Source organism: Bradyrhizobium sp. WSM2254 (genome assembly GCF_000472645.1).
Classification (GTDB): Bacteria; Pseudomonadota; Alphaproteobacteria; order Rhizobiales; family Xanthobacteraceae; genus Bradyrhizobium; species Bradyrhizobium niftali.
Genome location: NZ_AXAB01000041.1, coordinates 57,165 through 81,494, shown reverse-complemented (window position 1 = coordinate 81,494; position 24,330 = coordinate 57,165). Strand labels below are relative to the sequence as shown.

22 protein-coding genes and 1 tRNA gene are annotated in these 24,330 nt (G+C 66.0%); 15 read left to right on the top strand and 8 right to left on the bottom strand.

The window, feature by feature from the left end; genetic code table 11:
• Positions 1 to 210: 210 nt before the first annotated feature.
• Both A3M7_RS0127830 and A3M7_RS0127825 read right to left on the bottom strand, forming a co-directional pair.
• Positions 211 to 1,416, bottom strand: a complete 1,206-nt coding sequence (locus tag A3M7_RS0127830; RefSeq protein ID WP_027546866.1) for a CaiB/BaiF CoA-transferase family protein — start codon at positions 1,414 to 1,416, stop codon at positions 211 to 213.
• Positions 1,417 to 1,622: 206 nt separating this feature from the next.
• The gene (locus A3M7_RS0127825; RefSeq protein WP_011083560.1) at positions 1,623 to 2,048 is read right to left on the bottom strand and encodes an organic hydroperoxide resistance protein; all 426 of its coding nucleotides are present in this window, start codon (positions 2,046 to 2,048) and stop codon (positions 1,623 to 1,625) included.
• Positions 2,049 to 2,202: 154 nt separating this feature from the next.
• Between A3M7_RS0127825 and A3M7_RS0127820 the strand changes: the two genes are divergently transcribed.
• Positions 2,203 to 2,661 carry a MarR family winged helix-turn-helix transcriptional regulator gene (locus A3M7_RS0127820; RefSeq protein WP_027546865.1) on the top strand — a complete coding sequence of 153 codons (459 nt, stop codon included), beginning with the start codon at positions 2,203 to 2,205 and terminating at the stop codon, positions 2,659 to 2,661.
• Between the two features lie 4 nt (positions 2,662 to 2,665).
• On the opposite strand, the gene A3M7_RS0127815 is transcribed toward A3M7_RS0127820, so the two are convergent.
• From A3M7_RS0127815 to A3M7_RS0127805, 3 genes are all read right to left on the bottom strand, one after another.
• Positions 2,666 to 2,902, bottom strand: coding sequence for a GIY-YIG nuclease family protein (locus A3M7_RS0127815; protein WP_027546864.1), 237 nt, complete (start codon positions 2,900 to 2,902; stop codon positions 2,666 to 2,668).
• 159 nt (positions 2,903 to 3,061) lie between these two features.
• Positions 3,062 to 3,137: transfer RNA gene (locus tag A3M7_RS0127810), tRNA-Ala, on the bottom strand.
• 99 nt (positions 3,138 to 3,236) lie between these two features.
• Positions 3,237 to 3,647, bottom strand: a complete 411-nt coding sequence (locus A3M7_RS0127805; RefSeq protein WP_027546863.1) for a TIGR02300 family protein — start codon at positions 3,645 to 3,647, stop codon at positions 3,237 to 3,239.
• A gap of 161 nt (positions 3,648 to 3,808) precedes the next feature.
• Here A3M7_RS0127805 and aroA point away from each other — a divergent pair, with 161 nt between their 5' ends.
• From aroA to A3M7_RS0127735, 14 genes are all read left to right on the top strand, one after another.
• On the top strand, positions 3,809 to 5,146 hold the full coding sequence (gene aroA / locus A3M7_RS0127800; protein WP_027546862.1) for a 3-phosphoshikimate 1-carboxyvinyltransferase: 1,338 nt from the start codon (positions 3,809 to 3,811) through the stop codon (positions 5,144 to 5,146).
• Complete coding sequence (cmk, locus tag A3M7_RS0127795) at positions 5,143 to 5,781, top strand: (d)CMP kinase (protein ID WP_027546861.1); 639 nt, start codon at positions 5,143 to 5,145, stop codon at positions 5,779 to 5,781. The genes aroA and cmk overlap by 4 nt, the downstream gene beginning before the upstream one ends.
• A gap of 269 nt (positions 5,782 to 6,050) precedes the next feature.
• Positions 6,051 to 7,757: a 30S ribosomal protein S1 gene (rpsA, locus tag A3M7_RS0127790; protein ID WP_027546860.1), complete on the top strand. Its 1,707-nt coding sequence runs from the start codon at positions 6,051 to 6,053 to the stop codon at positions 7,755 to 7,757.
• A 353-nt stretch (positions 7,758 to 8,110) separates the two neighbouring features.
• Positions 8,111 to 9,091 carry a signal peptide peptidase SppA gene (sppA, locus tag A3M7_RS0127785; RefSeq protein ID WP_027546859.1) on the top strand — a complete coding sequence of 327 codons (981 nt, stop codon included), beginning with the start codon at positions 8,111 to 8,113 and terminating at the stop codon, positions 9,089 to 9,091.
• 171 nt (positions 9,092 to 9,262) lie between these two features.
• Positions 9,263 to 9,568, top strand: coding sequence for an integration host factor subunit beta (locus A3M7_RS0127780; RefSeq protein WP_008539997.1), 306 nt, complete (start codon positions 9,263 to 9,265; stop codon positions 9,566 to 9,568).
• Between the two features lie 70 nt (positions 9,569 to 9,638).
• A complete protein-coding gene (locus A3M7_RS0127775; protein ID WP_027546858.1) occupies positions 9,639 to 10,031 on the top strand; it encodes a lipopolysaccharide assembly protein LapA domain-containing protein in 393 nt (130 codons plus the stop codon).
• A 66-nt stretch (positions 10,032 to 10,097) separates the two neighbouring features.
• The gene (locus tag A3M7_RS0127770; RefSeq protein WP_027546857.1) at positions 10,098 to 10,769 is read left to right on the top strand and encodes a phosphoribosylanthranilate isomerase; all 672 of its coding nucleotides are present in this window, start codon (positions 10,098 to 10,100) and stop codon (positions 10,767 to 10,769) included.
• A complete protein-coding gene (gene trpB, locus A3M7_RS0127765) occupies positions 10,766 to 11,983 on the top strand; it encodes a tryptophan synthase subunit beta (RefSeq protein WP_027546856.1) in 1,218 nt (405 codons plus the stop codon). The genes A3M7_RS0127770 and trpB overlap by 4 nt, the downstream gene beginning before the upstream one ends.
• Positions 11,980 to 12,816, top strand: a complete 837-nt coding sequence (gene trpA, locus A3M7_RS0127760; protein WP_027546855.1) for a tryptophan synthase subunit alpha — start codon at positions 11,980 to 11,982, stop codon at positions 12,814 to 12,816. The genes trpB and trpA overlap by 4 nt, the downstream gene beginning before the upstream one ends.
• Before the next feature lie 112 nt (positions 12,817 to 12,928).
• Positions 12,929 to 13,870, top strand: coding sequence for an acetyl-CoA carboxylase, carboxyltransferase subunit beta (accD, locus tag A3M7_RS0127755; RefSeq protein ID WP_027546854.1), 942 nt, complete (start codon positions 12,929 to 12,931; stop codon positions 13,868 to 13,870).
• A complete protein-coding gene (locus tag A3M7_RS0127750; protein ID WP_027546853.1) occupies positions 13,867 to 15,210 on the top strand; it encodes a folylpolyglutamate synthase/dihydrofolate synthase family protein in 1,344 nt (447 codons plus the stop codon). Before accD ends, A3M7_RS0127750 begins: the two co-directional genes overlap by 4 nt.
• Positions 15,211 to 15,317: 107 nt before the next feature.
• Positions 15,318 to 16,058: a metallophosphoesterase gene (locus A3M7_RS0127745; RefSeq protein ID WP_027546852.1), complete on the top strand. Its 741-nt coding sequence runs from the start codon at positions 15,318 to 15,320 to the stop codon at positions 16,056 to 16,058.
• A gap of 106 nt (positions 16,059 to 16,164) precedes the next feature.
• The gene (locus A3M7_RS0127740; protein WP_027546851.1) at positions 16,165 to 16,590 is read left to right on the top strand and encodes an SRPBCC family protein; all 426 of its coding nucleotides are present in this window, start codon (positions 16,165 to 16,167) and stop codon (positions 16,588 to 16,590) included.
• The gene (locus A3M7_RS0127735; RefSeq protein ID WP_027546850.1) at positions 16,587 to 17,054 is read left to right on the top strand and encodes a MarR family winged helix-turn-helix transcriptional regulator; all 468 of its coding nucleotides are present in this window, start codon (positions 16,587 to 16,589) and stop codon (positions 17,052 to 17,054) included. The genes A3M7_RS0127740 and A3M7_RS0127735 overlap by 4 nt, the downstream gene beginning before the upstream one ends.
• A 147-nt stretch (positions 17,055 to 17,201) precedes the next feature.
• Here the strand turns inward: A3M7_RS0127735 and trxA are convergent, their stop codons facing one another.
• The 3 genes from trxA to addB all read right to left on the bottom strand — a co-directional run bounded on the left by trxA (position 17,202) and on the right by addB (position 24,242).
• Complete coding sequence (gene trxA / locus A3M7_RS0127725; protein WP_008540017.1) at positions 17,202 to 17,522, bottom strand: thioredoxin; 321 nt, start codon at positions 17,520 to 17,522, stop codon at positions 17,202 to 17,204.
• A 67-nt stretch (positions 17,523 to 17,589) separates the two neighbouring features.
• The gene (gene addA / locus A3M7_RS0127720; protein WP_027546849.1) at positions 17,590 to 21,102 is read right to left on the bottom strand and encodes a double-strand break repair helicase AddA; all 3,513 of its coding nucleotides are present in this window, start codon (positions 21,100 to 21,102) and stop codon (positions 17,590 to 17,592) included.
• Positions 21,096 to 24,242 carry a double-strand break repair protein AddB gene (addB, locus tag A3M7_RS0127715; RefSeq protein ID WP_027546848.1) on the bottom strand — a complete coding sequence of 1,049 codons (3,147 nt, stop codon included), beginning with the start codon at positions 24,240 to 24,242 and terminating at the stop codon, positions 21,096 to 21,098. The genes addA and addB overlap by 7 nt, the downstream gene beginning before the upstream one ends.
• Between the last annotated feature and the right edge of the window lie 88 nt (positions 24,243 to 24,330).

Below are 24,330 nucleotides of genomic sequence, written 5' to 3'. Positions count from 1 at the left end.
TGCACATGCGTGCTCGCGCCGCAGTGCGGCATTGGCGTGTGGCTGACGATCAGGCCACGGGCTCGAAAACCTCACCCGCTTGCTGGAGAGGTCGCGCCGAAGGCGCGGGTGAGGGTTCGCTCCTCTGGGGATTGTCCCATGTAGAGACTCCCTCTCCCGCAAGCGGGAGAGGGAGTGCACCTGCCCTCACACTCGATCTTCGTCTTTATCTCAGCGCTTGCGCTCGGGGCCGCAGACCGTGCCCTTCTCGACCATCGCGTCGATCTCGGCCTTGGAATACCCGAACTCGCCCAGCACCTCCGCCGCGTGCTGGCTGAATTTCGGCGGCAGCCGGCGCAGGCTCGGCTTGCTGCGGTCGAGCCGGATCGGCGAAGCCACGCCCTTGTACCAATCCTTCTCGATGACATCGCCGCGGGCGATCGTGTGCGGGTTGGTCAGCGCCTGGTCGATCTTCTGCACGGGGCCTGCGGGCAGGCCCGCCGCGAGCAGGCGATTGCAGAGCGGCTCGGCCTCGTGCTGGCTGAACACGGCGGCGAGCTCGGCGCGCAGCGCCTCGCGATTGGCGATGCGGTCCTTGTTGCGGGCAAAGCGCGGATCGGTGCCGAGCTCGGGCTTGCCGATCTCCTTGGCGAGCTTGCGGAAGGTGCCGTCATTGCCGACGCCGATGAAGATGTTGTCGGTCTTCGTCGGGAAGATCGCGTAAGGCACGAGGTTGGGATGCTCGTTGCCGGTCAGGCCAGGGGGCTTGCCATGCATGAAGTAGTTCGCGGTGTGCGGATGCATGATGGCAAGGCCGGTCTCGTACAGCGTGGTCTCCAGGAACTGGCCCTTGCCCGAGCGCTGCCGCTCCGACAGCGCCATCAGGATGCCGATCGCGGCATAGAGGCCTGTCGTGATGTCGACCAGCGGCACGCCGATCCGCATCGGGCCGCTCTCGGGCGAGCCGGTCGCCGCGATCATGCCGGTCATGGCCTGGATGATGGCGTCATAGCCGGGATTGCCGCCGCGCGGGCCGTCGGCGCCGAAGCCGCAGATCCGGCAATGCACGAGGCGCGGGAATTTCTCGCGCAGCACCTCGTTGCCGATGCCCCATTTCTCCAGCGTGCCCGGCTTGAAATTCTCGATCAGGACGTCGGCGGTCTCCAGCATCTTCAGCAGCACGACGCGGCCACCCTCGGAGGCGAGGTCGAGGCCGATCGAGCGCTTGTTGCGGTTGATGCCGATGAAATAGGCCGCGTCTTCGTCGTGAAAGGGAGGGCCCCATTCGCGGACCTCGTCGCCGGCGGGCGGCTCGACCTTGATCACGTCGGCGCCATGGTCGGCGAGGATCTGGGTGCAGTAGGGACCGCCGAGCACGCGCGTGAGATCGATGACGCGCAGTCCGCTCATTGCACCCGTAACGGCTTCAGAACTCATGCCTTCGCTTCCCTGTGTCGATCGTTGGTCACAGGCCTAGCGAGGTTTTTTTGCGCCAGCAATGGCTTGTTGCGTAGGGCCGCATGCACCGCCGCGCGTCAATCCCGCGGCATGGCAAAACAGGATCTGGCAAAACAGGATCGGGCAAATCAAACGGAAGCGGCCGGCCCGAGGGGGATCCCGGGCCAGCCAATCCGCACTTTCGATCAGACGACCGTCAGGCGAACGTCGACATTGCCGCGCGTGGCATTGGAATAGGGGCACACTTGGTGCGCCTTGGCGACCAGCGCTTCGGCCTCGGCACGGGCAAGGCCCGGCAGCGAGACGGCGAGGTCGATGTCGAGGCCGAAGCCGCCTTCGGAGCGCGGGCCGATGCCGACGGTCGAGGTGACGGCGGCGTCGGCGGGAACCTTCGGGCCGCCCTGCGAGGCCACGAACTTCATCGCGCCGATGAAGCAGGCGGCGTAGCCGGCCGCAAACAGCTGCTCGGGATTGTTGCCGGCACCGCCGCCGCCGCCGAGTTCCTTCGGCGTGGTGAGCTTGACGTCGAGCGCGCCGTCGAGGGTCGCGGCATGGCCGTCGCGGCCGCCGGTGGCTTTTGCGCTGGTCTTGTACAGGACGTTCACGGACATTTTCGTCTCCTCAGGTCTTCCGGTTGGGATGACGCATGTATCGCAAACAATTAGATTGTGTGCAATTGAAATTTGCATGCCTCACATTTAATTGTTCGCAATTGAATGTCCGGCCGGCCGGTCCCAGAATGGAGGAAACCGCGTGAGATTCGCTATGCCCCGGAAATTATCGGCGCTGGACCCGCAGCGCCTCGACAATCAGATCTGCTTCGCGGTCTATTCGGCCGCGCACGCCTTCAACCGCGTCTACAAGCCGCTGCTCGACCGCCTTGGCCTGACCTATCCGCAATATCTGGTGATGCTGGTGCTGTGGGAGCGCGACGACGTGCCGGTCAAGGACATCGGCGAGAGGCTGTTTCTGGATTCGGGCACGCTGACGCCGCTGCTCAAGCGCCTCGAGGCCGCCCACCTGGTCAAGCGCACCCGCTCGAGCGAGGACGAGCGTCAGGTGCTGATCGCGCTGACGCCGCAGGGCCACGCGCTGAAGGACAAGGCGCGCGCCGTGCCGCAGTCGATCCTGGCGGCGTCGGATTGCTCGGTGTCGGAGCTGGTGGCGATGAAAGACGAGATCGTCGCGCTGCGCGATCGGCTCAATGCGGTGATCGGGGAGTAGGGGGTTAGAGGCGCTTCTTGGCGAAGGCGCGGCCGGATGCTGACTTCAGGTACTTCTCGAATGCGACAGCCTGCTTCTCATCACTGAACGCAATGTAAGTCTTTAGACGCCAAGGCCCGTATTTCGAGGTGTGAGGTGCCTCGCCAGCATTGTGCTTTGTCAATCGGGCGCGCAGGTCGTCGGTAATCCCGACATAGAAGTGGAGGGAATCGAGGCTCTCAAGGATGTAGACGTACTTCACGGCACGCTCCCCAGCTGTCGATGGAGAGCTTATATCCGCTTTCGATCTGCTGAAGCCCGGCTTCGCCCTTCGGGCTACGCCGCGGCAGCCTTCGCTCGCTTCGCTACGATAGAGTTCGGTGTGGCTTGCCGAGCCGAAGCTGGCGAAGCCAGCGAACGCTGGTGGAGCCAGGCGGGATCGAACCGCCGACCTCTTGCATGCCATGCAAGCGCTCTCCCAGCTGAGCTATGGCCCCTTAAGTCTTCCAGTGGGGAGGATCCTGGGGGATCCGTCCCGGCCGGCGAGCCCTAGGCGACTCGCGCGGTGCACCCTTTTTCACAGATCTGGGCTGATCTCAAGTCTCTTCATCGCCTCCGACATCACCAATGATGTCGGTCACGTCCTCATCGCCCTCTTCTTCGTCGGCGATGAAGGTCGAATCATCATCGTCGTCGTCGTCGAGGGTCTCGTCGACCTCGATATCGTCCTCCGATTCGGGCACGACGGCCTTGACCTTGCCGGTGTTCTCCTCGGCATCTGCCTCCTCGAGGGAGACCAACTCTTCGGCCTCCGCCGGCTCCGGCGTGGTGTCCGCCGCGGCCGCGTGACGGGCTTCGGCGCCGCGAGTCGCGCGCGCGGGCGCCACGGGCGCGATCGGGACCACTTCGCCGGTATAGGGCGAGATCACCGGATTCTTGTTGAGGTCGTAGAACTTCTTGCCCGTGGTCGGGCAAATACGTTTGGTTCCGAGTTCGGACTTGGCCACGGCAGAGGAATCCTGGGAATGTCTGAAAAGCGGTGTTTCACTTGGCTAGTTGGCGGCCCGCTGTCAATAGCGCATTACGGGAGAAAGACATGCCGGTGACGAGGCGCGGACCATGTGGTACCTGCGCCCCAGCTCTCCGGGGCATATTCAAGGACACAATCTTGACCCATTCCGACCAACCGAGGCCGCTTCAGTCGCGCGCAAACGGTCCCCTGACCGGGAAAGTACGGGTGCCCGGGGACAAGTCGATCTCCCACCGCGCCCTCATCCTGGGCGCGCTCGCGGTCGGCGAGACCCGGATTTCGGGCCTGCTGGAGGGCGAGGACGTCCTTAACACCGCCAAATCCATGCAGGCGCTGGGCGCCAGCGTGGAGCGCACCGGCGATTTCGCCTGGAAGGTGCAGGGCGTGGGCGTGGCAGGCTTCGCCCAGCCCAAGGCGCCGCTGGATTTCGGCAATTCCGGCACCGGCTGCCGGCTGGTCATGGGCGCCGTCGCCGGCTGCCCGATCTCGGCGGTCTTCGACGGCGACGCCTCGCTGCGCAGCCGCCCCATGCGCCGGATCCTGGACCCGCTCGAGAAGATGGGCGCCAGGGTCGTCTCCGGCGGCGAGGGCGGCCGTCTGCCGCTGACCGTCCAGGGCGCGCGCGATCCGCTGCCGATCACCTACCAGACGCCGGTCGCCTCGGCCCAGATCAAATCCGCCGTGCTGCTCGCGGGCCTCGCGGCGCCGGGCACCACCACGGTGATCGAGAACGAGGCCAGCCGCGACCATACCGAGCTGATGCTGAGGCACTTCGGCGCCGACATCACCTCCACGAAGGAGGGCCTGCACGGCCGCCGCATCACGCTCAAAGGCCAGCCCGAGCTGCATGGCGCCAATGTCGTGGTGCCCGCCGATCCCTCCTCGGCGGCCTTCCCGGTCGTTGCGGCGCTGATCGCCGAGGGCTCCGATGTCGTGCTGTCGGATGTCATGACCAATCCGCTGCGCACCGGCCTGTTCACCACGCTGCGCGAAATGGGCGCCTCGATCGAGGAGAGCGAAGTGCGCGGCGATGCCGGCGAGCCGATGGCGCAGCTGCGCGTGCGCGCGTCAAAGCTGCGCGGCGTCGAAGTGCCGCCGGAGCGCGCGCCCTCGATGATCGACGAATATCTGGTGCTGGCGGTGGCAGCCTCCTTCGCCGAAGGCACGACCGTCATGCGCGGGCTGCAAGAGCTGCGCGTCAAGGAATCCGACCGCCTGGAGGCCACCGCCGAGATGCTGCGCGTCAACGGCGTCAAGGTCGAGATCTCCGGCGACGATCTGATCGTCCACGGCCACGGTCACGTTCCGGGTGGCGGCACCGTTGCCACCCACATGGACCATCGCATCGCGATGTCCGCGCTGGTGATGGGCTGCGCCTCCGACCAGCCGGTGACCGTCGATGACACCGCCTTCATCGCCACCAGTTTCCCGGACTTCATTCCGATGATGCGTTCGCTTGGGGCCGAGTTTTCATGATCATCGCCATCGACGGGCCCGCGGCCTCGGGCAAGGGGACGCTGGGCAAGCGTCTCGCTCATCATTACGGCTATCGTCATCTTGATACCGGCGTGATCTATCGCGCGGTCGCCTACGCCCTGATGCAATCGGGTCATGATCTCCGTGACGAGGCGGCTGCGGTCGCCGCGGCGCTGGAATTAGATCCGGAAAAGTTCGGCGATCCTGCCCTGAAGACCCAGAAGGTCGGCGAGGGCGCCTCGATCGTCTCGGCGATCCCAAGGGTCCGCGAGGCCCTGGTCAATTTCCAGCGGCAATTCGCCGCCGATCCGCCCGGCGCGGTGCTGGACGGCAGGGACATTGGAACCGTGATCTGTCCTCATGCCGACGTGAAGATCTTTGTCGTGGCGGACCCCAAGGTTCGCGCCCGCCGCCGCACCATGGAGGCCAAGGCGCGGGGCGAGGAGGCGGACGAGGCGGCCGTGCTCGCCGACATCATCCAGCGCGACGAACGCGACAAGAACCGGCCGATTGCACCGCTGAAACCTGCCTCCGATGCTTACTTGCTAGATAACTCCCAACTGGATATAGAAGGCGGCGTCCGGGCCGCCATCGACATTATCGAGGCCGTCCGAGCGGGCCGGTCGCGGGGTTAAGCCGCAGCCGTCATTGGAGGAAGCGCCCGCTCCCGCTCTTTGAGGTCGATACCCCCCGGTCCGCCTGTTTCGGGACCGGTGCGATCCAGGCTCCGGACAAAGATTTCCACGTATCGAACGCGCGGGCCTCAGCCGGCCCGCTTCCGCCGTTCCGGTGCCAGGCCGGGGCAGCAAGCGGTCGCTCGAAGGTCTTGCGGACCTTCCGACACTGCGCGTGCGATGCGCCCATGAACCCAACGGCCGGCAAGACATCCGCAACTGGAGAACAAATGGCTTCGACTTCTGCTGATACCTATAGCCCCTCGCGCGACGATTTCGCCGCGATGCTCGACGAGTCCTTCGCAGGTGGCAACCTGCAGGAAAGCTCCGTCGTCAAGGGCAAGGTGGTTGCAATTGAAAAGGACATGGCCGTCATCGACGTCGGCCTGAAGACCGAGGGCCGCGTCGCCCTGCGCGAATTTTCCGGCCCCGGCCGTGACAGCGAGATCAAGGTCGGCGACGAGGTGGAAGTGTTCCTCGATCGCATCGAGAACGCCCTCGGCGAAGCCGTGCTGTCGCGCGACAAGGCGCGCCGCGAAGAGAGCTGGGGCAAGCTCGAGAAGGCGTTCCAGAACAACGAGAAGGTCAACGGCGTCATCTTCAACCAGGTCAAGGGCGGCTTCACCGTCGACCTCGACGGTGCGGTGGCCTTCCTGCCGCGCTCGCAGGTCGACATCCGTCCGATCCGCGACGTTGCGCCGCTGATGAACAACTCGCAGCCGTTCCAGATCCTGAAGATGGACCGCCGCCGCGGCAACATCGTCGTCTCCCGCCGCACGGTGCTGGAAGAGACCCGCGCCGAGCAGCGTCAGGAGCTGGTGCAGAACCTCGAAGAGGGTCAGGTCATCGACGGCGTGGTCAAGAACATCACCGACTACGGTGCGTTCGTTGATCTCGGCGGCATCGACGGCCTGCTGCACGTCACCGACATCGCGTGGCGCCGCGTCAACCATCCGACCGAGGTGCTCTCGATCGGCCAGACCGTGAAGGTCAAGATCATCAAGATCAACCACGAGACGCACCGCATCTCGCTGGGCATGAAGCAGCTGCTGGACGATCCGTGGCAGGGCATCGAAGCCAAGTACCCGCTGGGTGCCCGCTTCACCGGCCGTGTCACCAACATCACCGACTACGGTGCGTTCGTCGAGCTCGAGCCGGGCATCGAAGGCCTGATCCACGTCTCCGAGATGTCGTGGACCAAGAAGAACATGCACCCCGGCAAGATCGTCTCGACCTCGCAGGAAGTCGAAGTGCAGGTGCTGGAAGTCGATTCCGTCAAGCGCCGCATCTCGCTCGGCCTCAAGCAGACCATGCGCAACCCCTGGGAGGTCTTCGTCGAAGGTCACCCGACCGGTTCGGTGGTCGAGGGCGAGGTCAAGAACAAGACCGAGTTCGGTCTGTTCCTGGGTCTCGAGGGCGACGTCGACGGCATGGTCCACCTCTCCGACCTCGACTGGAAGCTTCCGGGCGAGCAGGTGATCGACAACTACAAGAAGGGCGACATGGTGAAGGCCGTGGTGCTCGATGTGGACGTCGAGAAGGAGCGTATCTCGCTCGGCATCAAGCAGCTCGAAGGCGACCCCTTCGCCGAGCCGGGCGATGTCAAGAAGGGCGCGGTCGTGACCTGCGAAGTGCTTGAAGTGAAGGAGAGCGGTATCGAGGTGAAGATCGCCGGTACCGACTTTACCACCTTCATCAAGCGCTCGGAGCTCGCCCGTGACCGCAACGACCAGCGCGCCGAACGCTTCGCCGTCGGCGAGAAGGTCGATGCCCGCGTGATCCAGTTCGACAAGAAGGCCCGCAAGGTCCAGGTGTCGATCAAGGCGCTCGAAGTCGCCGAAGAGAAGGAAGCCATCGCGCAGTACGGCTCCTCCGATTCGGGTGCGACGCTCGGCGACATCCTCGGCACCGCGCTCAAGAACCGCGACAGCAAGTAAGCGAAACGCTCGTTTCGCTGACATCAAAGCCCCGGCGCGAGCCGGGGCTTTTTTGTTGCGACGGCATATTCAACTGTCGTCCCGGGGCGCGCGAAGCGCGAGCCCGGGACCCATAACCACAGGGAGCAGTTTAGCGAAGACTCGGAGTTACCTGCTTTGCTTCACAACCACTCCCTGTGGTTATGGGTCCCCGCCTTCGCGGGGACGACACCGGAAGGTGTCGCGACGTCCTTGCCCACCAGGCCACCAGCCTTGTTTGCTTCAAATTGCGCCGCAATTGATGTATCCAGATAAGCCGTTGGTCACGCCGTGACGGCACAACGCGCCTGGGTCTTTCATTTGGAGATATTCCGATGTCGCTCGATTCGGACATCATCGTCGATCGCCGCAGGATCCGCCGTAAGCTGACGTTCTGGCGCGTCGTGGCCGCGCTGATCGCGATCGCGGCGATTGCGGGCTTCGCTTTGATCGCGACGCCCGGTGCGCGCGGCACCTTCGCAACCGCCGGCTCGATTGCGCGGGTCCAGATCGAGGGCCTGATCCGCAGCGATTCCGATCGCACGCAGGCGCTGGAGCGGCTGGAGAATTCGCAGGCTGCCGCCGTCATCGTCCACATCAACTCGCCGGGCGGCACCACCGCGGGCTCCGAGCAGCTCTACGACTCGCTTGTCCGGCTCAAGGCGAAGAAGCCGCTCGTCGTCGTGGTCGAGGGTCTCGCCGCCTCCGGCGGCTACATCACGGCGATCGCGAGCGACCACATCATCGCGCAGCAGAGCTCGCTGGTCGGCTCGATCGGTGTGCTGTTCCAGTACCCCAATGTCACCGAGCTCCTGAAGACCATCGGCGTCAAGGTCGAGGAGGTAAAATCCTCGCCGCTGAAGGCCGCGCCCAACGGTTTTGAGCCGACCAGTCCCGAGGCGCGGGCCGCGCTCGACGCGCTGGTGAGGGATTCCTACGCCTGGTTCAAGGGACTGGTGAAGGAACGGCGTGGCATGGACGACACGCAGCTCGAGAAAGTGGCCGACGGCCGCGTCTTCACCGGACGCCAGGCGATCGATCTCAAGCTGATCGACCAGATCGGTGACGAGAAGACTGCAGTGACCTGGCTGGTCGAGCAGAAGGGCGTCAAGAAGGGGCTTTCGGTACGTGACTACAAGCTCCAGACGCGCTTCGGCGACCTGCCGTTCCTCAAGACTGCTGCTGCCGTGACGCTGGAAGCGCTGGGTTTGGGCTCGATTGCGCATCAAATCGGGCAAACCGGCGTCGCGCAGGCCGTCGATCGGTTCGGAATGGATGGAATGCTCGCCTTGTGGCAGCCGGCTGCGTCAAACTGACGGGGGTGGGCGAGCAATTGAGGGTTTTCGCGTCCGGCGAGTGTCGGGACAGCCTGCTTTTTTGGCATTTGTCACGCATTTTCACGACGCTCAACCTTGATTTAGCGTCTTGACAGATCACGGTATTTTCACGGAAATGGTCATCCGCACGCTTCCGGGTCCTATCTCTCGATGATCAAATCCGAACTTGTTCAGCGTATCGCCGAGCACAACCCGCATCTGTACCAGCGGGATGTCGAGAACATTGTGAATGCGATTCTCGAAGAGATCGTAGCGGCTCTCGCACGCGGCGACCGCGTCGAGTTGCGCGGCTTCGGTGCCTTCTCGGTCAAGCATCGCCCTGCACGCGCCGGGCGTAATCCGCGCACCGGCGCCCATGTGCCCGTCGATCAGAAGAGCGTTCCGTTCTTCAAGACCGGCAAGGAAATGCGCGAGCGGCTGAACCGCGACCATCCGGATCCCGGCGCGGCAGACTGAGGCCGGCGTCAGGGTTTCCCGCGGTCGCGAGGATGCGGCCGGAAGCTTGATTCAAGGCGAGCGAAGCGAGATGCGAAAGTTCCTGACCGCGCTGATCGTGATTCCGCTGGGTCTGATCCTGGTGGTGTTCGCCGTCTCCAACCGGCATTTCGTCACGGTCTCCCTCGATCCCTTTGTCTCCGACGACCCGGCATTGTCGGTCACGCTGCCGCTGTTCGTGCTGCTGATCCTGGTGGCGGCGCTGGGCGTCCTGGCCGGCGGCTGTGCCGTCTGGTTCGGCCAGCGGCACTGGCGCCGCGCAGCCCGTCGGCATGAGGCGGATGCGCGCAGCGCCCGGACCGAACTGGCCGGTTTGCGGGCCCAGACGGTCGCGGCGAAGCCCGATTCCCAGCGCCTCCCCGCCCCCGTCGGGGTGGGCCTTTACGGGCCCGTCGGGCGAGACAAGCAGCGCGCGACGTTGTAGAAGCGGCCGCAACCGAAAACCCTGCTTTCCGGCCGCGCAGTTGCGGCCTTTACCTGCTTTGAGACCATGTCCCTGCTCGTCAAAATCTGCGGCCTGTCCACGCGCGAGACGCTCGAAACAGCGCTCGACGCGGGCGCCGACATGGTGGGGTTCGTGTTCTTTCCGCCGTCGCCCCGGCATCTGTCGCTGGAGCTTGGCCGCGATCTCGGCCGCCAGGTGCAGCGGCGCGCGCTCAAGGTTGCGCTCACGGTCGATGCCGACGATGCCACGCTCGACAACATCATGGACGCGCTGTCGCCTGACATTTTCCAGCTCCACGGCAAGGAGAGCGTGGCGCGGCTGCGCGACATCAAGCGGAAGTTCGGCCGCCCCGTGATGAAGGCGGTGCCGGTCGCAACGTCGGCCGATCTTGCCGTGCTGCCCGGCTACGCCGCGGTCGCCGACCGCATCCTGTTCGATGCGCGCGCGCCGAAGGACGCAACGCGGCCCGGCGGCTTAGGGGCGCCGTTCGACTGGCACCTGCTCGAAAACCTCGATCTGACATTGCCCTATATGGTCTCGGGCGGGCTTCACGCCGACAACGTCACTGAAGCCCTTCGCGTCACCCGCGCCGGTGGCGTCGACGTGTCCTCCGGTGTCGAGAGCGCCTCCGGCGTCAAGGACCCCGAGATGATCAAGGCCTTCATCCGCGCCGCGCGCGCCACCCAAGATGCAAGTCAAGAGTTGAGCGTCCGATGAACATCGCCAAGCCAAATTCCTACCGCAGCGGCCCCGACGAGCGCGGCCATTTCGGCATTTTCGGCGGCCGCTTCGTCGCCGAAACGCTGATGCCGCTGATCCTCGATCTCGAGAAGGCCTACATCGCGGCCAAGGCCGACCCGGCCTTCCAGGCCGAGATGAACGGCTACCTCAAGAACTATGTCGGCCGGCCCTCGCCGCTCTATTACGCCGAGCGTCTCACCGAGCATCTCGGCGGCGCAAAAATCTACCTCAAGCGCGAAGAGCTCAACCACACCGGCTCGCACAAGGTGAACAACGTGCTCGGCCAGATCATGCTGGCGCGGCGCATGGGCAAGAAGCGCATCATCGCCGAGACCGGCGCCGGCCAGCACGGGGTCGCCACCGCGACGCTGTGCGCGCGCTTCGGCCTCGAATGCGTGGTCTATATGGGCGCCGTCGACGTCGAGCGGCAGCAGCCCAACGTCATCCGCATGGAGATGCTGGGCGCCAAGGTGGTCCCGGTGCAGTCGGGCACGCGCACGCTGAAGGACGCGATGAACGAGGCGCTGCGCGACTGGGTCACCAACGTGCACAACACGTTCTACTGCATCGGGACGGTGGCGGGCCCGCATCCCTATCCGACGCTGGTGCGCGACTTCCAGTCGATCATCGGCAACGAGACCAAGGCGCAGATGCAGGAGGTCGAAGGCCGGCTGCCGGACTCGCTGGTCGCCTGCATCGGCGGCGGCTCCAACGCGATGGGCCTGTTCCACCCCTTCCTTGACGATTCCACCGTCGAGATCTTCGGCGTCGAAGCCGCCGGCCACGGGTTGACGCAATTGCATGCGGCATCGATCGCGGGCGGCCGTCCCGGCGTGCTGCACGGCAACCGCACCTATCTCTTGATGGACGCGGACGGCCAGATCCAGGACGCCCATTCGATCTCGGCCGGTCTCGACTATCCCGGCATCGGCCCCGAGCATTCCTGGCTGCACGAGATCGGCCGCGTGAATTATCTGTCCGCGACTGACGACGAGGCGCTCGCTGCGTTCCAGCTGCTGTCCAAGCTGGAAGGCATCATCCCCGCGCTCGAACCCGCACATGCCATCGCCAAGGTGATGGAGCTCGCGCCGAAGCGGGCAAGAGATCACCTGATGGTCGTCAATCTCTCCGGCCGCGGCGACAAGGACGTCCCGCAGGTCGGCGACATCCTGAGGGGCAAGAGCAAGTGACCACGCGTATCGACACCCGTTTTGCCGAGCTTGCGAAGCAGGGCCGCTCGGCCTTCGTCACCTTTCTGATGGCCGGCGATCCGGATCCCGCCACCTCGCTCGAGATCATCAAGGCGCTGCCGAAGTCCGGCGCCGACGTGATCGAGATCGGCATGCCTTTCACCGATCCGATGGCCGACGGTCCGTCGATCCAGGCCGCGGGCCTGCGCGCGCTCAAGGCCGGCATGACGCTGAAGAAGACGCTCGAGCTCGTGCGCGGCTTCCGCAAGGACGACTATGCGACGCCGATCGTGCTGATGGGCTATTACAATCCGATCTACATCTACGGCGTCGACAAGTTCCTGGTCGATGCGAAGAGCGCCGGCGTCGACGGCCTCATCATCGTCGACCTGCCGCCGGAAGAAGACGACGAGCTGTGCCTGCCCGCCATGAAGGCCGGCCTCAACTTCATTCGTCTGGCGACGCCGACCACCGACGACAAGCGCCTGCCGGCCGTGCTCGCCAACACTTCGGGCTTCGTCTACTACGTCTCGATCACCGGCATCACCGGGGCTGCGGCGGCGGACTCCTCGGCGGTGAGCGAAGCGGTCGCCCGCATCAAGCGCCACACCAAGCTGCCGGTCTGCGTCGGTTTCGGCATCCGCACGCCGGAGACTGCGCGCGCCATCGCGTCGCATGCGAACGGCGCGGTGGTCGGCACCGCGCTGGTCGATGCGCTCAAGAACAGCCTCGATGCAGACGGCCGGGCGACCGCCAAAACCGTTAACGCCGTCGCCGAACTGACGGCGTCCCTGGCCCAGGGCGTCAAGGGCGCGAAACAAGCGGCCGAATAGGCCATAATTCCGCTTTTCGGGCGGACGACACGGCGGCTTGCCGGGGCAGGGTCCGGCAGCCATATATCCCTTCAGGCGGTTCCCGGAGCGGGATCGCACATCGGAGCAAACCATGAACTGGCTTACCAATGTGGTCCGGCCGAAGATCCGCAACATGCTGCGGCGGGAGACGCCGGAGAATCTGTGGATCAAGTGTCCGGATTCCGGGCAGCTCGTGTTCTACAAGGACGTCGAGGCCAACCAGTTCGTCATTCCCGGCTCGAACTACCACATGCGCATGGGCGCGGTGGCACGTCTGAAGTCGATCTTCGACAACGAGACCTGGTACGACGTCGCGCTGCCCGAGGTCACGCCGGACCCGCTCAAGTTCCGCGACGAAAAGAAATACGTCGACCGCATCAAGGATGCCCGTGCGCGAACTAACCTCAACGACGCGATCAAGGTCGGCTATGGCAAGCTCGAAGGCGCCGCCGTCGTCATCGCCGTGCAGGATTTCGACTTCATGGGCGGCTCGCTCGGCATGGCCGCGGGCGAAGCCATCGTGCGCGGGCTCGAACTCGCGGTCGAGAAGAAGTCGCCGTTCATCGTGTTCGCCGCATCAGGCGGCGCGCGCATGCAGGAAGGCATCCTGTCGCTGATGCAGATGCCGCGCACGACCGTTGCGGTACAGATGCTGCGCGAAGCAAAACAGCCCTACATCGTCGTGCTGACCAACCCGACCACCGGCGGCGTCACCGCCTCCTACGCGATGCTGGGCGACGTGCAGATCGCCGAGCCCGGCGCGCTGATCGGCTTTGCCGGCGCACGCGTGATCGAGCAGACCATCCGCGAGAAGCTCCCGGAAGGTTTCCAGCGCGCCGAGTACCTGAAAGAGCACGGCATGATCGACATGGTCGTGCATCGCCATGAGCTGCGCCCGACCCTGGCACGGCTCTGTCGCCTGTTGACCAAGGCTCCGGCGCTGGAGACCGCGTCGAAATCGGTGCAGCCGGTGGTCAGCCCGGCGCAGATCGTATCGGCTTCCGAGACGGCGCCGGCCGCGCCGCACGCGTGAACGCATCTCCTGACAGCGCAAAGCCGCCGCTCGGCGAATTGATCGGGCGGCTGTCGGCCCTGCATCAGAAGCGCATCGATCTCGGGCTGGAGCGGATGCACCGCCTGCTGGAGCGGCTCGGCCACCCTGAAAGCAAGCTGCCGCCGGTGATCCACATCGCCGGCACCAATGGCAAGGGCTCGACGCTCGCTTATCTGCGCGCGACGCTGGAGGCCGCCGGCCTGCGCGTGCACGCCTACACTTCGCCCTATCTGGTTCGCATCAACGAATGCTTCAGGCTCGGCCGCCTCGGTGGCGGCGTGCTGGTCGGCGACGACGAGCTGTGCGCCGCGCTGGAAGAGGTCGAGCGCGTCAATGCCGGCGAGCCTGCGACCGTGTTCGAGCTGAAGACGGCCGCCGCGTTTCATCTGTTCGCGCAGAACCCGGCGGACGTGGTGCTGCTCGAAGTCGGCCTTGGCGGACGGCTCGATTCGACCAATGTGATCGACACGCCGGCGGCCACCGTGATCACGCCTGTCAGCATGGACCACACGGACTTCCTCGGCGATACGCTGACCTCCATCGCCGGCGAGAAGGCGGCGATCATCAAGCGCGGCGTGCCCGTGATCTCGGCCGAGCAGGCGCCCGAGGCCATGGCCGTGATCGAGGCGCAGGCCAGGCGCATGCGCGCGCCGCTGTTTGCCGCGAACGAGAGCTGGCACGTCAATGTCGAGCATGGGCGCCTGGTCTATTCCGACGATCGCGGCCTGATGGATCTCGCCGCGCCGCGCCTGTTCGGCCGTCACCAGTTCGACAATGCCGGGCTTGCGATCGCGACACTGCGCGCGATTCCGACGTTCAAGGTCAATCAGGCGGCGTTCGAGGCCGGCATCGTCGGTGCCGAATGGCCGGCGCGGATGCAGCGCATCACCTCGGGCGAGCTGCTCTCCTGGGGGCCGCAGGGCTCGGAGATCTGGCTCGACGGCGGACACAATGCGGAAGGCGGGCGCGTCGCAGCGGCCGCGCTCGGCGATCTCGAGGAGCGGGTGTCGCGGCCGCTGGTCGTGATCGCGGGCATGATGGCCAACAAGGATGCGAAAGGTTTTCTCGCCAATTTCGCCGGCCTCACCCGTCACATCATCGCGGTGCCGATTCCCGACACCGAGAATGCGATGCCGGCCGACCGCCTCGCGGACGCCGCACGCAGCCTCGGCATGCGCGTCGAGCCCGCGCCCGGCATCGAGGCCGCGCTGCGCGCACTGTCGAAGCTCGCCTACGAGGTGCCGCCGCGCATCCTGATCACCGGTTCGCTCTATCTCGCCGGCCACGTGCTCGGCATCAACGGCACGCCTCCTGCATAGCGGTTGCGTGTAGCCCGGATAGAGCGAAGCGCAATCCGGGACGTCTCGCCAGGTCGATAGATTCCCGGATTACGCTTCGCTCCATCCGGGCTACGACAGGAATGCCAATGCGCTTTGCCGCGATTGCCGATGTCCATGGAAACCATCTCGCGCTGGAGGCGGTGCTCGCCGACATCCGCGCGCAGGGCATCGCCGACATCGTCAATCTCGGCGACATGCTGAGCGGCCCGCTCGACGCGCGGCGGACCATCGAGATCCTGATGCAGCTCGAGGCCGTGCATGTGCTCGGCAATCACGACCGCTACCTGCTCGACCGTCCGCCGGAGAAGATGGGTTCATGGGATCGTCCTGCCCATGCACAGCTGAGTGCCGCGCAACTCGACTGGCTGCGGGCGCAGCCGATGACGCGCGTGTTCCGCGACCGGGCTTTCCTCTGCCACGCAACGCCCGACAACGACGAAGTCTACTGGCTCGACACCGTGCATCCCGACGGCACGGTCGCGCTATCGCCGCTCGATCGCATCGAGCAGTTCGCGCAAGGCATTACGCAGTCCCTGATCCTCTGCGCCCACACCCATCTCGCCCGCGCGGTGCGCTTGCGCGATGGCCGGCTGATCGTCAATCCCGGTAGCGTCGGCAGCCCCGGCTATCGCGACAAGCATCCGTTCCCGCATGTCGTCGAGGCCGGCACGCCGCACGCGCGCTACGCGATCCTCGAACTCGTCGATGCTGCTTGGCAGGTCACGTTCCGCCATGTCGTCTATGATCATGAGACGATGGCCACGCTCGCGCGCCGCAACAATCAGCCGGAGCTCGCGAACGCGCTGGCGACGGGGTGGATCAAGTAGACGCCACCGCGTAGCCCGGATGGAGCGCAGCGAAATCCGGGGTTCGGGCTTGACTCTATAATAAGTGCGCTTATTATAAGCGCACATATTAAAGAGGGAGCGTGCCATGAGCGACGAAAACACCTGGCGGAGCGAATACGCCATCGAGACGTCGGCGACCCCAGAGACGATCTGGAGCATCTTTCGCGATGTCCCCGCCTGGAAAAACTGGAACGCGGGCATCGAGCAGATCAACATCGACGGACCGTTTGCGACCGGCACCTGGTTCACGATGACGCCGCCCGGCGAGGAGGCGCTGCGTTCGCAGCTGGTCGACGTTCGCGAGAACGTCTGCTTCGTCGACGAAACACGGGTGGGCGATCTCGTCATCCTTGTCGCCCACCGCATCGAGCCGCTTGGACCGGCGCGCACGCGCATTGTCTACGCCGTCGATGCCCGCGGCCCGCAGGCCGCCGAGATCGGCCCGGCGGTTTCCGCCGATTTTCCCGAGGTGCTCGCGAGCCTGTCCAAACTGGCCGAGGGGGCGCGATGACGAAGCCGCCACTCCCGACCCGTCTGTCCGGACCCGCCGAAAGCCCGGGCTTCCTGCTCTGGAAGATCTCGAACGCCTGGCAACGCCGGTTGCGGGTGGCGCTTCAGCCTTACGAGCTCACCCATTCCCAATTCGTGTTGCTGGCCACGGCGACCTGGTTCGGCGCTGAGGAAACGCTGACCCAGGCGCGGCTCTCTCAGCTCAGCGGCATCGATCCGATGACCACGTCCCAGGTGTTGCGCGCGCTGGAAGCAGCAGGGTTGATCGAGCGGATCGATCATCCTCAGGACCCGCGCGCCAAGGCGATCACGGTCACCAAGGTGGGCCGCGATCTCGCGCGGAAAGCTGTCGTGGCAGTCGAAGACGCCGACGCCGCGTTCTTTAAGCCGCTGGCGTCCGACACCAAGCGATTGGTTGCGATGTTTCAGGCGCTCGTTGAAGGCAACGAGCGAGTTGATGAGTAGCCCGGATGGAGCGCAGCGTAATCCGGGAATCGTGCCACACGCGATGACGGCCCCGGATTACGCTGCGCTCCATCCGGGCTACGGACAAAACAAAACGGCCGGCAAGTTGCCGGCCGCCGCAGAAATCTAAGTCGGTCGCGCCGCGGATCAAACCGCCGACGTGATCCACTGCTGGAGCTTCGCCTTCGGCGCGGCGCCGACTTGGCGGGAGGCCATCTCGCCGCCCTTGAAGATCATCAGGGTCGGGATCGACATCACGCCGTACTTCGACGCGGTCTTCGGGCTCTCGTCGACATTGAGCTTCACGATCTTGACCTTGTCGCCCATCGCGCCGGCGATCTCGTCGAGGGCGGGGGCGATCATGCGGCAGGGGCCGCACCACTCGGCCCAGAAATCGACGACGACAGGGCCGTTCGCCTTGAGCACTTCGGCTTCGAAATCGGCGTCGGAAACCTTGCTAACGGCCATTGGAGTACCTCACTCGGTTGAAAGAATCGGCGCGGTTGGGAATCGCGCCCGGGATCATGCCGTCAACCTATGAACGGCCCCTTGCCGGGTCAAGGACGCTCACACTGAGATGAAGGGATGCCAGCGCCGCGTCCAGCGCGGGGGCTGAAATCTCCATATATTCAAGGGCCTCGGTCCAGAGCAGGACGGCCCTGACAGGCTTTTGGGGATAAAGCCTCGATAGCACCGCCCGGTACAGCGCGAGCTGCCGGACATAGGCCGCGGGCGCCTCGGCCGCGCTCTTGGGCGCCGCCTGGTTGGTCTTGAAATCGACGATCAGGACTTCGTCCGGACGAACGACCAGCCGGTCGATCTGCCCCGATACCAGCGCCGGGGCGCGGCCCGGCCGCTCCAGCCGGCCGACGATGGCGACCTCGGCCCGGCTGCCGGCGGCAAAGACCGGGGCAAAGCGCGGCTCGGCGATCAGCGCGAGCACCTTGTCGGCCAGCGCGGTGCGGTCGGCCTCCGCCCAGTCCGAGGCGTTGCGCGCCATAAAGCCGAGCGCGGCCTCGCGCCGGCGCTCGGGGCCGATGTCTGGCAGCGACTGGAGCAGCCGATGCACCAGCGTGCCGCGTTGCAGCGCGAGCGCGCGCGACTGCACCGATTCGCCCGATCGCACCACGCGGCCTTCCTCCGCAGACTGGCCCGAGGGGCGCACGGCATCGTCGTCCAGCGTCTCGCGCGGTGCCGGCGTCCGCAGCCAGTCCGGCAACGCGATCGTCTGGTCTACGGATGTCGCGGGCGTGCCGAGGGCAACGGCGTCCTCCAGCCGGGCGAATCGCGTCACCTTGCCGAGCGGCGTCTCCACCGTTTGTTTCTCCAAGCCCGAGCCGGTGAGCCCGGTGTCGACCAAATCGTACCAGCTCAGCTTGCGGACCGTCCTCATATTGCCGGGCATGCAGCCGCCGACGATCAGCCGGTCGGCCGCGCGCGTCATCGCGACGTAGAGCAGGCGGCGATATTCGTCCTCGGTCTCCTCGAGCATGGCCTTGCGCGCCTCGACGACCGGCTTGGGATCGTCCGCCTTGCGGCCGGCCCACACCACCACCTCGCCGCCATTGCCGCGCGGCACGTTGATCAGCCGCACTCGCTGCGAGTCCGCGGGCGACGACGTGGTATCGACCATGAACACGACCGAGGCTTCCAGGCCCTTGGCGCCGTGCACGGTCATCACCCGCACCTCGTCGCGGGAGATTTCCATGTCGCGCTTCACTTCGGTGTCGGCCGAGCGCAGCCAGGCCATGAAGCCTTGCAGCGAGGCCGGCGCCTTGCGCTCGTAGTTCAGCGCCAGCTCCAGGAACTCGTCGAGCGCGTCATTGGCCTCGTGGCCAAGCCGGCGCAGGATGCGCGCGCGGCCGCCGTCGCCGCCGAGCAGCCAGGCGTAGAAGGCGAACGGCGTCTCCTCGCGCGCACGCATCTCGCAGGCTTCAAGCCGGCGCAGTGCCGTGGCGAACGTCTCTCTCGTCGATGCGTGCTCTCCGAGCGCCCGGCGCAGCGAGCCCTTGCGGCCATGGGCAAGCTGAAACAGATCGTCGTCATCGAGTCCGAACAGCGGGCTCTTCAGCGCGACCGCGAGCGCGAGATCGTCCTGCGGCAGCAGCAGCGCATCGGCGAGGTTCATCAAATCGATGATTCCGATGTGCTCGGTGAGCTTCAGCCGATCGGCGCCGGCGACCGGCACGTTGGCGTGCTTCAGCGCCTGGATCACGGCGTCGAACGCGTTGCCGCGGCGGCGGACCAGGATCAGCATGTCGCCGTAGCGCAGCGGCCGGCGTTCGCCTTCATGTCCGGTCAGCGTGCCGCTTTCGACAAGGCGCTTGATCTCGGCCTGGATGCGGCGGGCGAGCTTGACCTCGGGGCTGGTGACGGCGACGCCGTCGAACGGGGCGCGCCAGCCCTCGATGTCCTGCCGATCGTCGGCTTCAGCCAGGTCCCACAGCTCGATCACGCTGGGAGCTGCATCGGCAAGCGCATTGTGCAGGGGATGGCCGATCTCGACCGAATGGATGCTCTTGTAGATCGCGGGGTCGCGGAAGACGTGGTCGACCGAATGCAGGATCGCCGCGCCCGAGCGGAACGAATAGGTGAAGGCGACCGGATCGAATTTCAGCCCGGCGGCGGTGAACTTGCGGTGCAACTCGCGCCGGCGCGCGTCGAATTCTCGGGGCTGGGCACCCTGAAAGGAGAAGATCGACTGCTTTTCGTCGCCGACGGCGAAGATGGTGCGGTTCAGCCCCTCGCGCGCGCCTTCGCCCGCGGTGAACTCGGAAATGATGTGCGCGACGATGTCCCATTGCCGCGGGCTGGTGTCCTGGGCCTCGTCGATCAGCACGTGGTCGACGCCACGGTCGAGCTTGTAATGCACCCAGCCCGAGGAGACGCGGTTCAGCATCGCCAGCGTCTTGTCGATCAAATCGTCGTAGTCGAGCAGCCCGCGCTCCTGCTTCTCGCGCCGGTAGTTCGCGGCCGCCGCGGTCGCGATATGCAGCAGGGCCGCCGTGCGGTCACGCACGGTGACTGCGCGACGCTTCTCGATAAGCGCGTCGAGCCGCTGTGCCTCGTTTTCGAACAGGCGAGCGACGGACGGATAATCTTTGCAGAACTGCTTGGTTAGCAACGTCTTGCGCGGTTGCTTCTTTTCATCGGTCAGGAAGACGCCGAGATAAGCATCAACTTGCGCGCTGCCCGAGAACGCCTTTGCCGAACGTAAGCAATCGGCTTGGTCCTTCTCGGTCTTGTTGCCGCCATCAAGCGCGAGAGCGATGTCGTCCCAGCGCGATCGCGGCAGGAACGGACCGTCGAGAATCTCCGTCTCGACGTCCTCGATGCGATCGCCAGCGTCAACGCCCAGCACCGCCGCCATCTGCGCGGCAGCCGCTTCCGCGTTGCCGGCTTCATCGGTCCAGGCCATGAAATGATCACGGCTCAGACAGGCCTCGCGCACGACCTCCTTGAAGGTGACGTCAGCGGCGCTGGCCATCGCGGTCAGCAGCGCGCGGCCGGTGATCGTCTCCGGATCGCGCGCGGCCTCCAGCAGCACCTTCAGATTGGCGCGTTCCATCATGTCGGTCTGGTCGCGCTCGTCGATGACGGAAAAGCGCGCCGGCACGTTGGCCTCGAACGGAAACTGCTGGAGCAGGCGGGTGCACAGCGCGTGGATGGTCTGCACCTTCAGTCCGCCGGGCGTCTCCAGCGCGCAGGCGAACAGTTTTCGCGCTTCGCGCCGCAGTTTTGCGTTGGGATGCGGGATGCCGACGGCACGGATCGCCGCATCGAGCGCGGTGTCGTCCAGCGTCACCCAATGGCCGAGCGTGGTGAAGACGCGCTCGGCCATGTTGGCGGCGGCGGCCTTGGTGAAGGTGATGCAGAGGATCTTTTCCGGGGGAACGCCGGACAGCAGCAGGCGGATCACGCGCTGCACCAGCACGTGCGTCTTGCCCGAGCCGGCATTGGCCGACACGAAGGCCGATGCGGTCGGATCGGATGCACGCGCCTGTCGCGCGCGCACCTCGTCGGGGATGGGGCGTGGCGCCTTTACCATTCTTCGATCCCCAATCCGCCGGCCGCCGACCACTCCTTGATGCGGGCGAGGTCGTCATAGGTGCCGTAGCGGTTGGACCACATCGGCAGGTTCAGCGAGGTGTAGGCCTGGTTCTCGTCCTCGAAGGCGCGGATCAGCGCTTCCAGCTTGGCCCGGGCCTCAGCGGCAGCAATATCCGGCGGCTGCGGTTCGTCGCCTTGCTTGAACTTGAGCTCGAGGATGCGCTCCTCGCCCGGCGGATTGTTGCCGCTGAGGCGGACATAGACGAGCTGGCTCACGGATGAGCCGGCATCGATGGCGGGAAAGCCGCCCTCGCGCAGGATCGCCGCCTCCAGCGTGAGCTGCGGCGACAGGCCCATACGGACCTGCTTGCCGGTCGGCGGCTGGCCGGTCTTGTAATCGAGAATGGCGTAGCCGCCGCCCTGGCGCCGCTCGATGCGGTCGGCGCGGGCGGAGAGGCGGAAGCTGCGTTCATTGTCGAGCGTGATCGAGATCTCGCCGCGAGTCTCCGCGGTGATCGCCTCGACCACGTCGCGCCGTGCCGTCTCCCATTCGCCGAACCAGCGCGCGATGCGCTGGAAGCGCGGCCACCACAGCGCGCGCGCCTCGGGGCGCTCCATCAGCGGCGCGAAGTGTTTTTCGCCGATCGCGCGCAGCACGCGGGCGGGATCATCGGGCAGGCGCGTGGCATAGCTTTCCGTGAATTCGCCGATCGCATCGTGGATCGCCGAGCCACGGTCGGCGGCCGACAGCGGCATGTCGACGGGATCGAGCGCGTCGAGCCGCAAAATGTGCTTGGCGTAGATCGTGTAGGGATCGCGCAGCCAGTCCTCGATCGCGGTCACCGACATCTTCAGCGGCCGTGTCGCGCGCGGTGGCCGTGGTTCGGGTTGCTTGATCGGCCTGACCTCGTTGGGCTGGTCCAACGCATCGGCGAACTGCACGTATTTCTCGCCGGCGCGAATGGCCGCCTTCCAGCGATCGTCGCCCGCAACCGCCTCCAGCCGGTGCAGGAAGCGCGAAGCCACTGCCGGCGCGCCGCCGGCCTTGGCGGAATGGGTGAGGATCACCTCATCTCCGCCGAGCAGTTGCGCGAAGTCGTGGGCGGAGAGGCCGATGCGTCGCTCCGGCAGATCGAGGCCGAGCTCGTGCCGCATCGGCCGGCTCAGCCAGGGATCGATGCGCGGCGCCGGCGGCCAGACGCCCTCGATCAGGCCGCCGACGATGATCCGGTCGGCCTGCATCAGGCGCGATTCCAGTGGGCCGTAGATCTGGAGCCGCGCCCCCGGTCTATCTCGCCGCCGCACCGCGCGATCGCCGAACGCAGTCTGGAAGACGTCGGGGTAATCTGGCTGCGGAACCATCAAACCGCTGGTCGTTCCGCCGCGCAGGAGATCGTCGAAGGCACTGGCGAGCGCGAGGCCCTCGCGCTCCTCGAAGGCCAGCGGGATGCCCTGCTCGTCGCGCGACAGCTCGATCATGATCTCGCGATGCCGATGCGCGAGCTCGGTGAAGTCATATGGCTTTGATGACGCGAGACTCTCGATCGGCGCCAAGGCTTGTCGCAAGACATCGATCAGGGCCTGGATGCGATCGAGGTCCTCCGCCTTGAGACGTGCGCGCGGCTCGGCCTTGTGGAGCGCGGAGACCTCGCTACGCCACAACTTTGCCAGTTCCTCGCGAAAGCGGTTGAATTCACGCAACAGGCCGGCCGTGCCCGCAGGCGGGCGCGTGCCGCGCAGGACGGCGAGCTCCAGGCCTTCGATTGCTGCCTTCCATGCGCCAGGCAGCCGGCCGAGCCGGCACAGCGGATGCTTCAGCATCGCCAGCAGCGTCGGCGGCTCCAATCCCTTGGTCGCCGCTTCGGCCGCCAGGCGCGCAAAAACGCCGGCGGACGTTTCCATCAGCACGTCGCCGCCGGAATCGTCGAAGGCGAGATCCCATCGGGTGAGCGCAGCCATCACCCGGCGCGCCAGCGCGCGGTCCGGCGTCACCAGCGCCGCCGATTTGTCGAGGTGCCGCGCCTCGCGCATCGCGATCGCAATCGCCAGCGCTTCCATTTCAGGATTGGGGGCTTCGACGACCGCGAGCCTCGTCATGCCGCCGGCGATCTTTGCCGCGACATCCGGCTGCTTCAGCCGGTCGTGCCAAACTTCCGTCTTGGCCGAGGGCCGCATCGATTCCGACGCGAGCAGATCGCGACCGCCTTCTGCAGGCGGATGAAGCAGCTCGACGTCGCCACGCTTGATGCCGAACCGCTCCAGCAGCGCATGCATGGCATATTGCGGATGGTTCGACGCCGGATGCTCCGCGAACTTGCCGAGCGCATCGCGGACGCCGCCGATGGTTCGCCAGGCGTCCTCGTCGAGATCGGTGTCGAGCCCCGGCAGCACCACCGCGCCATGCGGCAGCGAGGCGACCGCATGCAGGAATTTCGCCGTGGCCGGCATCGAGCCGGTTGAGCCGGCCGCGATCACGGGTCCATGGGGATGCGCGGTCAGGCGCCTCGCTTCCGCCGCGATCAGGAGATCGCGCCGCGCCGCGGGCTCGATCCGGTTGATCTCGGCGAGATGGCCGGGCCAGGCGATGCGTGCGATGCGCAGGAATTCCAGCGAGTGCTGCCAGTAGCGATCGAGCTGGTCCGGTACCAGGCCATCGAGCGCGCTCCACGCGACGCCGCGCGTCACCATGTCGTCGATCAGGCGCGCGAGGTCGCCGGCGAGAGCCAGCGTCGAGGCAGGGCCGCCAACCACCAGCGGCGACAGCACGGGGCCCTTGGCCCAGGCCGCGACGAGCTGCGCCAGCGTCAACCGCCGTTCGAGCTCGCCGAGCCGGGGCGGAATGTCGAGCGGCGTGGCGCTCGCGAACTGCTCGCCTTCATCGGCGAAGGCGAGCTCGTCCTCGTCGATGTCGCCGAGCGCGACGATGCGCGGCAGCACGACGGCGTCCGCCTTCATCTCGTCGAGAAAGATCTCGCGCACGACGCGCATGGCGCGCCGGGTCGGCAGGTAGAGCGTTGCGTCCGCAAGCCGCGCCGGATCCTTGCGCGCCGCGAATCCCTCGACCAGCCGGCCGTCGAGCAGGGCCGTGACGACCGTGCGCAGGAACGGAACTGAGATGGGAACACTGAAAACGCGCATCGGCTGCCTGATTCGAAGGATCAGGCAATATAGGGAGGCGGACTCAAATGGTCATGGGCGGAGGTGAATTCGTCCCCGCTCTCCCACT